General features: G+C 71.3%; 12 protein-coding genes. 7 read left to right on the plus strand and 5 right to left on the minus strand.

Annotated features, from left to right (window positions below; translation table 11 throughout):
* Positions 1–42: 42 nt before the first annotated feature.
* Complete coding sequence (locus ACOJSN_RS11475) at positions 43–1,110, plus strand: Gfo/Idh/MocA family oxidoreductase (protein WP_420112633.1); 1,068 nt, start codon at positions 43–45, stop codon at positions 1,108–1,110.
* On the opposite strand, the gene ACOJSN_RS11480 is transcribed toward ACOJSN_RS11475, so the two are convergent.
* Positions 1,107–1,673, minus strand: a complete 567-nt coding sequence (locus tag ACOJSN_RS11480) for a TetR/AcrR family transcriptional regulator (RefSeq protein WP_420112634.1) — start codon at positions 1,671–1,673, stop codon at positions 1,107–1,109. The two genes, ACOJSN_RS11475 and ACOJSN_RS11480, sit on opposite strands and share 4 nt — an antisense overlap.
* A gap of 64 nt (positions 1,674–1,737) precedes the next feature.
* On the opposite strand from ACOJSN_RS11480, the gene ACOJSN_RS11485 reads away from it, so the two are divergent.
* Positions 1,738–2,601 carry a DUF3995 domain-containing protein gene (locus tag ACOJSN_RS11485; RefSeq protein WP_420112635.1) on the plus strand — a complete coding sequence of 288 codons (864 nt, stop codon included), beginning with the start codon at positions 1,738–1,740 and terminating at the stop codon, positions 2,599–2,601.
* A 103-nt stretch (positions 2,602–2,704) separates the two neighbouring features.
* Here ACOJSN_RS11485 and ACOJSN_RS11490 read toward each other — a convergent pair whose 3' ends face one another.
* Positions 2,705–3,574: an META domain-containing protein gene (locus ACOJSN_RS11490; RefSeq protein WP_420112636.1), complete on the minus strand. Its 870-nt coding sequence runs from the start codon at positions 3,572–3,574 to the stop codon at positions 2,705–2,707.
* A 96-nt stretch (positions 3,575–3,670) separates the two neighbouring features.
* Here ACOJSN_RS11490 and ACOJSN_RS11495 point away from each other — a divergent pair, with 96 nt between their 5' ends.
* Complete coding sequence (locus ACOJSN_RS11495; protein WP_420112637.1) at positions 3,671–4,051, plus strand: helix-turn-helix domain-containing protein; 381 nt, start codon at positions 3,671–3,673, stop codon at positions 4,049–4,051.
* 1 nt (position 4,052) lies between these two features.
* Here ACOJSN_RS11495 and ACOJSN_RS11500 read toward each other — a convergent pair whose 3' ends face one another.
* The 3 genes from ACOJSN_RS11500 to ACOJSN_RS11510 all read right to left on the minus strand — a co-directional run bounded on the left by ACOJSN_RS11500 (position 4,053) and on the right by ACOJSN_RS11510 (position 6,286).
* A complete protein-coding gene (locus ACOJSN_RS11500) occupies positions 4,053–4,658 on the minus strand; it encodes a ClpP family protease (protein ID WP_420112638.1) in 606 nt (201 codons plus the stop codon).
* Complete coding sequence (locus ACOJSN_RS11505; protein ID WP_420112639.1) at positions 4,655–5,245, minus strand: ClpP family protease; 591 nt, start codon at positions 5,243–5,245, stop codon at positions 4,655–4,657. Before ACOJSN_RS11505 ends, ACOJSN_RS11500 begins: the two co-directional genes overlap by 4 nt.
* 126 nt (positions 5,246–5,371) lie before the next feature.
* Positions 5,372–6,286, minus strand: coding sequence for a siderophore-interacting protein (locus tag ACOJSN_RS11510; protein ID WP_420112640.1), 915 nt, complete (start codon positions 6,284–6,286; stop codon positions 5,372–5,374).
* A gap of 74 nt (positions 6,287–6,360) precedes the next feature.
* Between ACOJSN_RS11510 and ACOJSN_RS11515 the strand changes: the two genes are divergently transcribed.
* From ACOJSN_RS11515 to ACOJSN_RS11530, 4 genes are all read left to right on the plus strand, one after another.
* The gene (locus tag ACOJSN_RS11515) at positions 6,361–7,116 is read left to right on the plus strand and encodes a DUF1345 domain-containing protein (RefSeq protein WP_420112641.1); all 756 of its coding nucleotides are present in this window, start codon (positions 6,361–6,363) and stop codon (positions 7,114–7,116) included.
* Positions 7,113–8,276: a DNA glycosylase AlkZ-like family protein gene (locus ACOJSN_RS11520; protein ID WP_420112642.1), complete on the plus strand. Its 1,164-nt coding sequence runs from the start codon at positions 7,113–7,115 to the stop codon at positions 8,274–8,276. Before ACOJSN_RS11515 ends, ACOJSN_RS11520 begins: the two co-directional genes overlap by 4 nt.
* A gap of 116 nt (positions 8,277–8,392) precedes the next feature.
* Positions 8,393–8,695 (plus strand): putative quinol monooxygenase, encoded by a 303-nt coding sequence (locus ACOJSN_RS11525; protein ID WP_420112643.1) that lies wholly within the window; start codon positions 8,393–8,395, stop codon positions 8,693–8,695.
* Positions 8,696–8,702: 7 nt separating this feature from the next.
* Positions 8,703–9,193, plus strand: a 491-nt coding sequence (locus tag ACOJSN_RS11530) for a hypothetical protein (protein ID WP_420112644.1), incomplete at its 3' end; no start/stop codon positions are given.

Raw genomic sequence — 9,193 nt, forward strand, 5'->3', positions numbered from 1 at the left:
TTCCAGCCGCCCAAGCCGTAACCTGCCCACAGGAGGTCTCACATGGTGACAACGATCGCGCTCATCGGCGCCGGGTACCGCTCGCACACATTCGCTCGCGTGATCGCGGCGGTGCCGGAGCGGCTGCAGCTCGCCGGCGCCGTGGTGCGGGACCCGCAGCGGGCAGCGGAGTTCGCAGCTGAGCACCGCACGACCACCTGGCCCTCGCTCGCGGAGGCCGACCTCGATGGCGTCGACGTGGTGGTCGTCGCCGTGCCGGGATCCGCGAGCGCACGCGTGATCGCCGAGCTGAAGGATCGTGGCCCGGTGGTGCTGGCGGAGACGCCTCCCGGCGTCGACATGGCCGAGCTCGAGGCGTTGTGCGCGCTGGAGCGTGACGGCCTGCGTATCCAGGTCGCCGAGCAGTACCACCTGGAACCGCTGATCGCGGCGCAGATCGCGATCGCGCGCAGCGGGCTGCTGGGCGAGGTCACGCAGGCCCAGGTCGCGGTGGCCCACGGCTACCACGGTGTGAGCGTGCTGCGGCGGGCGCTGGGGGTCGCGTTCGAGGACGCCACGATCACGGCGACCACCGTGCTCTCCCCGGTGCGCCTGGGGCCGAGCCGCTACGGCGACCCCGACGAGGATCGGATGGTCAACGGCACCCGCACCCTCGCCTGGCTCGACTTCGGCGACCGCCATGGCGTCTTCGACTTCGACGACCAGCAGTACCGCAACTGGGCGCGCTCCCCCAGCCTCCTCGTGCGCGGCACCGACGGAGAGCTGCGCGACCTGGAGGTGCGCCGCTTCCTCGACGCCCGCACGCCCCTCACCTCACGCCTCGAGCGCGTGGCTGCGGGCGGCCCGGGCAGCCACGAGGGCCTGTTCCTGCGCGGCTACACGTTCGAGGGCTCCTGGCAGTACAGCAACCCGTACCTGCGGGCCCGACTCGCCGAGGACGAGCTGTCGATCGCCCGTATCCTCGATCTCACGGGCGAGTACGCCCGCGGCGGCCCGGCCGTCTACTCGCTCGCCGAAGCCGCTCAGGACCGCTACCTCGACCTCGCGATCCAACGCGCGGCGGAGACCGGCGAACGCGTGCGCACCACCCGTCAGCCCTGGGCCGGTTAAGACGCCTCGGCCATCGCGAGGAACTCGCGTCGGAGCGAGGCCCTCGTGACCGAGTCCGCGACACCCGGGGTGTCGAGCAGCGCGAGGTTGCCGAGGTACGCGGCGTAGAGCACGCGGGCTCGCGCGGCCGCTCGCGCCGGGGACAGCCCGCGTGAGCGCAGCAGCCGCCGGACGTAGTCGATGCGCACCTCGTGCACCCGTGCGACCACCGGTCCGATCTGCGGGTGGTCGGTCGCCCCGAGGATGCGCCACTCGGTCACATCGGACTCCGGATGGCCGAGCACGATGTCCATCAGGCGTTCCAGCGCGTCGCCCGATGTGCCCCGCTCGATCTCAGCGATCACCTGTGTCGTGGCGATCTCAGCCCATTCCTCGACGACGGCGCTCACCAAGTCTGCGCGGTCACGGAAGTGCCAGTAGAAGCTTCCCTTGGTGGCGCCGATCTCGGCCGCGAGCGGCTCGACCGCGAGGTTCTCGAACCCGATGTGCGACCCCATCACGGTGGCCGCCCGGATCCAGTCGGCTCGGCTCAGCCGAGCCTGGGAGGGGCGATCGGAGGACACCTTGTCACCGTACCGTACGGCGGCGTATGGTGAAGGCCGTACGCCACCGTATGGAGGAACCACGATGAGCTGGACCACCCGCACGCCCACCGGTATCCGCAACGTTCACGAGCGTGAGGTCGCGGCCACGCCGGCGGAGGTCTGGGAGCTGATGTCCGCCTTCGGCACGCCGGCCGACCGTGTCTGGCCGTCGGACCGTTGGCCAGCCCTCACGCTCTCCGACGGCGTGCGTGTGGGCAGTCATGGTGGTCACGGCCCGATTCGGTACCGCGTCGAGGCGGTCGAGGATGGCGCCGGCCTCACCTTCAGGTTCGACCCCGAAGCCGGGATCAGCGGCGCGCACGCGTTCACGCTCGCACCGACCAGCATCGGCACTCGCGTCATGCACACGATGCTGATCGACCACCCCGGCACCGCCGTGGCCACGGTGATCGTGCCGCTGCACGACGCCCTGCTCGAGGATCTGCTCGACCAGCTGGAGGCGCTCGTCGCGCACCGCGAGCTGCGCCGCCGACCACTCCCCCTGGCCGTTCGAGCACGGCGCGCCGCCGTCGCAGCCTCTCAAGCACCGCCGTCGGTACCGTCGATGCGTCGTCGCGCCCTCGCCGTCGCGACCGCCGCCACCCTCGGCGGGATCGGTGCCCTGCACCTCGCATGGGGCTTCGGCGCCACCTGGCCGGCATCCACCGCCGAGGGCCTCACGCGCACAGTGGTGGGCATCGACGACCAGAGCCGAGCACCAGGACTGCTGGCGTGTGCGGCGGTTGCGGGTGCGCTGGGAGTGGCGGCAGGGTCAGCGCTCGCGACCACGTCGTCCAGCAACGCCGTCCGCACGATCGGCACCATCGGCGCAGGCGTCACCTCCGGCGTGCTCGCTCTGCGCGGCGTCGCCGGTCTCGTTCAGTCGACCGTCTTTCCCACACCGTGACGCCCGAGTACCGACCACGGGATCTCGCCGTGTACTCGCCGCTGTGCCTGACTCTCGCCGGAGCGATGCATCTGCTGCGGCGGTCGGCCAAGCACCGGCCGCCTCAGGCGCGCCGCGCCTCGTCGATCACCTCGCCGGCGACGTCGTAGAAAGTGAGCCGGTCGCCGTCGAGACCCCACCGAGCCGCGGAGGCGAGTGAGCTGCCGAGGCTGCGCCCCTCGCAGCCGATCAGGGTCTGCACCCCGGCGGTGGCGAGGAGGCCCCCCTCGGCGCCGAGCACCCACCTGCCGGACTGGCCGTTGCACCCGTCCGAGCCGGTCCAGGTGCCGTCCGCGGCCAGCTCCAGGAACGGGTCGGTCGAGTAGCTCTCGAGCGGGAGCCACCGCCCCACCACGTCCTCGGCGCTCGGCGCTGCCATTCCGTCCGGCAGCGGCGCAGGCTCGGCATCGAGCGCGGCGAGTTCGTCGTCGGTGAGCTCGGGCGGCTGCCGGTACTCGTCGGACAGCTCCGGGTTCGCCGGGGGCTCGCCATCCACGGCGAGGGCCGCGACCTCGTTCCCGTCAGCGTCCAGAAGCGCCATGCCGCCCTCTCTCGCCGCGTAGCCGGCAGTGCGTTCGAGCCACCCGACCTCATCCGCCTCCTTGCACGTGCCGGAGGCACCGTAGGAGTCGGCGAGCCAGGCGCCCGACTGCGCCCGCCACGACCCGTGCACAGCGCCGCACTCCCCCAGATACGTGAGCGATCCAGGCGACGTCGAGGACCCGATCTGCAACCAGGCGTCGGCGTCCACGCCCTCGACGCTCACACGCCACAACCCGACCAGGCTCGACGGCGGCGCCGCCTCCGCCTGCGTCTCCTCGGTGTCACTGTCGCCGGTGGGATCGCCGTCGCCGGCGGGCGCGCCCGCACAGCCCGACAGGGCCAACAGCGCCGCCAGCAAGGGCAGCAGGGTCCGTGCACCAGATCTCGCCATACTTCGACAGTGTGCCGAAGGCGCGCCACGTTGCACCGGTTTCGCCCGCAACGAACACACGTGCGCCGGCACGGCAACCGCCCTACGTTGGCCACCATGGGCGACGTCATCGCATTCCCCGGGCAAGCAACGCGGCAGCCGAGCGAGCAGGCCGGGCCGCTCCCCGCCGTCGAGCGCCGACTGCTCTGGCGCGAGGCCGTCGGCCACGAGCTGCGCCGGGAGCGACTGGCCCAGGAACGCACCCAGGGCGACGTTGCCGAGCATGCCGGCATCTCGACCCAGTACCTGAGCGAGGTGGAGCGCGGCCGCAAGGAGGCAAGCTCGGAGATCCTCGAGGCGGTGACTGGCGCTCTGCGCCTGCCACTGCCCGACCTCGTGCTGCGCGCCGCCGGGCTGCTGCAACCGAGGCACCGCACCTCGCTGACCGAGAGCAGCACACCGAGTCGACCTGAAGGCCCGGTCCTGCTGGCCGCGTAGCTCACGCCGCAGGCAGCAGCTTGCGGCTCGCGATCACCTCGTCCACCACGCCGTACGCACGCGCCTGTTCCGCCGGCAGCACCAGGTCGCGGCTGACCTCTTCCCGGACCTGCTCCACAGACCTCCCAGTGTGCTGCGCCAGGATCTCCTCGAGCTGTTCCCGCGTCCGCGCCACCTCCTTCGCCGCGAGCCGCAGGTCCGGCAGCGTGCCGCGGCCGCCGGTCTCCGGCGGGTGCAGCAGCACGCGCGCGTGCGGCAGCATCCCGCGCCTGCCGGGCTCCCCCGCAGCCAGCAGCATCGCCGCCGTGGACGCGGCCTGGCCCACACAGATCGTCGAGACCGGCGCCCGCACGAACTGCATCGTGTCGTAGATCGCCAGGCTCGCCGTGACCGAGCCCCCTGGTGAGTTCAGGTACAGCGAGATCTCCCGGTCGGGGTCGGCGGACTCCAGGTGGATCAGCTGGGCGATGATCGTATTGGCCACGCCGTCGTCGATCTCGGTGCCGAGGAAGACGATGCGGTCGGACAGCAGCCGCGAGTAGACGTCCGAGGCGCGCTGCCCCTGCGACGTCGTCTCGACCACGCTCGGGATCGTGTAGGAACTCATGCCAGCACCCCCGCCCGGCGTCGTGCACCCAGTCGCAGCACGTCCGGGCCGGCCACGATCGCGTCGACGAACCCGTACTCCAACGCCTCCTCGGCGGTGAACCAGCGGTCCCGATCGGAGTCGCGGTGGACCGTCTCGACGCTCTGCCCGGTGTGCTCGGCGGTCAGTCGCGTCATCACCTCGTTGGTGTGATCGAGGTTCTGCGCCTGGATCGCGATGTCGATCGGCGACCCCTGCAGCCCCGCCGACCCCTGATGCATGAGGATCCGCGCGTGCGGCTGCGCGTATCGCTTGCCCGGGGTGCCCGCCGAGAGCAGGAACTGCCCCATGCTCGCGGCCATCCCGGTCGCCACGGTCGCGACGTCGTTGCCGATCATCCGCATCGTGTCGTAGATGCCGAGCCCGGCCGAGACCGACCCGCCCGGCGAATTGATCAGCAACGTGATGTCGGCACGCGGGTCCTCGGCCGCGAGCAGCAGCAGCTGGCTGGTCAGCCGCCGCCCGATGTCGTCGTCGACCTGCTGCGCGAGCACCAGGATGCGGTGCTGCATGAGGTTCTCGATCAGTCTGTCGTCCAGGGTGGGCATGGTGACTCCTCTCGTCACCACCCAGCCTGGATTGCCCGACGGCGCAGCGCGCCTCGTGCTGCTCTCGGCAGATCTGCTCGTGGCTGAGTCGGGCCCGTCAGCGCGGGTGGCGACCCCGCGGGCGGCTCAGCTCTCGGACTTGCCGGCCCGCCAGTAGCCCATGAACGCGACCGAGCGACGGTCCACACCGTGCTCCTTGACCAGTGCACGGCGGAGTCCGGTGACCACGCTGGCCTCGCCGGCCAACCAGGCGTAGAACTCCCCGCGCACGGCCTGCTCGGGCACGTCCCACAGGAACCCGTCAGGGTCGATCGGCAGCTCGACGTCAGCCTCGCCCTCGCCCGATCTCTCCCCCAACCAGAGATCGAGCAGGGCGCGCACGGCGGGATCGAGCAGCGATCCGGTCGCGACACCCTCGCGGGCGAGCCAGCGCACCTGCACGCCAGCCGGCGCGGTCACCGCGAGTGCGTCGTCGGCATGCGGGACCTCCAGCAGCGCCGCGCCGCTGGCGTGCTCCGGAAGCCCCTCGAGGATCGCGAGCGCGGCGGGCACGGCCGTCTCGTCGGCGACCAGCAGGAACCGGTCAGTTCCCTCGGCCGGCTTGAAACCTGTGCCGCCGTATGGTCCGCCGTGGGGCAGGTTGGGGCCGCAGAGGATGATCTCGTCGCCCACCGCAGCCCGCGCGGCCCAGCGGGACGCCGGCCCCTCGTCGCCGTGCAGCACGAAGTCGATGTCCACCTCGCCCTGGTCAGCACGCACGTAGCGGGAGGTATAGGTGCGGACCGGGTTGCGGTGCGACGCCTCCCGTGCCATCAGCTCCTGGTACCAGCTCAGCTGGTCGGCGTCGCCGACCTCGAGTGAGCCGTCGGGCGCGGGCAGGATCACCTTCACGCGCTGGTCGTCGCGATCGTCGCCGAACTCGCGCAGCTGCTCGCCTGCGAAGGTGATTCGCACGAAGCTGGGGCTGAGTCGGTGCGTACGGCTGACGGTCGCGCGAAACAGGCGCCAGGCCTGAACGGTCGCGGTGAGAGTCTCAGTCATTGCAATAAGGCTAGCCTTCCCTCACCGAATCCTGCCAGGAGAGCCTCGTCACACCGCTGGCTAAGGTGGGCCCGGTGACGGACACACCCACGCTCCCCCGCTCGATCTGGCTGCTGTCAGAGGCTCGACGCTCCGCGCTGTCGCTGATGGCTGCGGTCCCGCTGTCGTTCCTCGCGGTGCTGCTGCTGGTGCGACTCTCGCCGGAGCTGGGCGAGGTGATTCTCGCCGGCTCCACCGACCGCAGCCTGGTCGGCGCCGTCGTCGCGTGGACGATCTTCGCGCTCATCCACACCGGGCTCAGCTGGCTGTCCTACAGCGGGCTCCGCGGCGAGCAGTTGCGGCAGGCTGCCGCCGCCGACCCGGCGTGGCTCAAACGGCACGAGGGCGGTCCCAACGTGTTGGTCAGGTTGGTCGTCGGCTCCGGCCCGACGTCCTGGGCCACCTCGATCTCGATCCTCGCATTGGTCGCCGTCGTCACGATGGTCCTGCGCCCCGGGCTCCGAGCGGTCCCCATCGTGCTCATCCTCGCCTTCGCGATGGTGGCGCTGTCGTGGCTCAACATGGCAGTGATGTATGCGATCCATTACGTACGTGCCAACGGGCTCGGGGAGCGCACCGATCCCCCGCTCGCTTTCCCGGGCGAGCAGCCCGATCAGCTCATTGAGTACATGTACTTCGCCGCCGGGGTGCAGGCCACCTTCGGCAGCACCGACGTGGCGATCCGAACTTCCAGCATGCGCAAGCTCGTACTGGGCCACAGCATGATGGCATTCGTCTACAACACCGTGATCGTGGGCATGGTGATCTCTCTGCTGCTGAGCGCAGGTTGAGCGAGCGGCCGTTCACCTGGGAGCAGCTGCGCCGGTCGAGCCTGGCGCGGCAGTTCCCGCGGGTGCGTGGCCGCGGGGTCACCGCCGTGGCCGAGGTGGTGACCCGGATCGGGCCGCTGCAGACCCAGACCGCACGGTCGGCGTTCCTGGGTCTCGCCGCGCGAGCCCCCGGACTCACGCACGCCACAATCACGGGGGCCTACGAGCAACTCGACCTGATCCGCGGGAGCACCATCCGCGGCACCGTGCACACCTCCACGCCCGAGCAGCACGTGTGGCTGGACCGCGCCACACGCGTGGGCCAGCGCAACACCTGGGCGAGGACACTGCGGTTGCAGCACGTCACGCTCGAGGACGTATGGGCAGGTATCGAGGAGTTCGCCGACCCGCAGTGGCGTGACGTCGACGCGCTCGCCACCCATCTGCGCACGTGGCTCGCCCAGCACGGCGAGCAGCCCACCGACCAGCTCGGGCAGCCGCTCGGCCGCTATCTGGGCTTCGGGCACGGCGGCCTGATCAGGCGTCCTCTCACCGGCGGCTGGGAAGCTCAGGGGCGACCCGAGTACCGCTGGGTAGAGGCTGCACTCGATGAGGCCGGGCGCGAGACGCTCGCCCCGCTCCGGGCGAGCGAGCACGCGGAGGCCATGGACGCCGTCGTGCTTCTCCACCTGGCCGGCCACGGACCGGCGAGCCGGAATGACCTGGCATGGTGGTCCGGAGTCGGGCTCCGCGAGATCGATGCCGCGCTCGCGCGGCTCGGCGGGCGGCTCACCTCACGTCCCGGGCCCGACGGACGGGATTACTGGGACCTGGCCGACGGCGGTGCTCGCCCGGTCAGCGACGTCGGGGTTCGCTTGCTCCCGGAGTTCGACGCGCTGTTGTGCGGATACGACCCGAAGGCGCGCGACCGGTTCCTCACGACCGAGCAGCACGCGATGCTGTGGAACGCCAGGAACGGGCAGGTGCTGCCGCCGCTGCTGCACCGCGGGCGGATCGCAGGCTGGTGGCGTGCCGGGGGGTCAGGCAGGGCGCGCGAGTTGCAGGTGACGGTGTTCCCTGGGCTTCCCATCCCCTCGCAGGAGGAGCTGGAGCCTGCGACAGCGGCCGCTGCTGCTGCGATGGGCTGGGAGATCAGCGACGTCCGCGTGGACGCGCCCTGAGCCTGTCCGATGAGAGCGCATCGACGTCCGACCGGCGGAGGCCGACGCGGGCGCGCGCGGGCACGCTCGAGAGACCAGGTGCGGCAACGACCGTGCCGATCTCCGAGAGGATTCCGATGTACATCGCCATTCTGGACTTCCGGACCGCGGCGTCTGACCGCGCCGCGGCTCTCCGGCAGCTCGACCGCGAACGCGAGGAGGTGCGCACCATGCCGGGGAACATGGCGTTCCGAGCGTTCGCCTCGCGCGAGAACGAGGCCGACGTGACGGTGCTGCACGAATGGGAGGACGTCGTCGCGTTCAAGGCGTACCTCGGCTCGGGGGCGTTCGCGCGATCCGGCGAGGTGATCCGGCCGCTGATGACGGACGCGCCGATGAGCCGCCGATTCCGTGCCGACCTGGAGGAGGCGATCCGGTGAGGACACCGTGACGCGCGAGGCGTACAGCTTCGTCCGCGAGCTGGCGGCGGAGCCGGTACGGCAGCTGTGCGTGGACCGGCACTACCTGCTGTGCGCCTCGGCCGGCGCGCTCCGGCTCGAGGCGCACGGGCAGGCGTGGCTGCTGCCGCCCGCGCGGGCCGCGCTGATCGAGGCGAACGAACCGATCCGCGTGAGCGCGCCGCAGCCGAGCACCACGGCCTCGGTGCTGTTCCACACCGCGTTCGTGCAGCCACCTGCCCAGCCGTTGACCGTGTTCGATCTCAGCCCGCTGGCGCGGGGACTGGTCTCGGAGTGCAGCGGCTGGGCTGAGAGCGAGGAACCGCTGCCCGCCTACGCGCGGGCGATGTTCGCGGCGCTCGCTGCCCACGCCTGGCTGTTGGCCGAGCAGCCCAGCCCCGTGGTGGTCCCGGCAGGGCGCTCGCGGGAGGTACGGAAGGTGCTCGCGCTCACCGAGCAGCGCCTCGCCGGTGAGGTGCG

This window comes from Pseudactinotalea sp., from assembly GCF_048594945.1.
Taxonomy (GTDB): Bacteria; Actinomycetota; Actinomycetes; order Actinomycetales; family Beutenbergiaceae; genus Pseudactinotalea.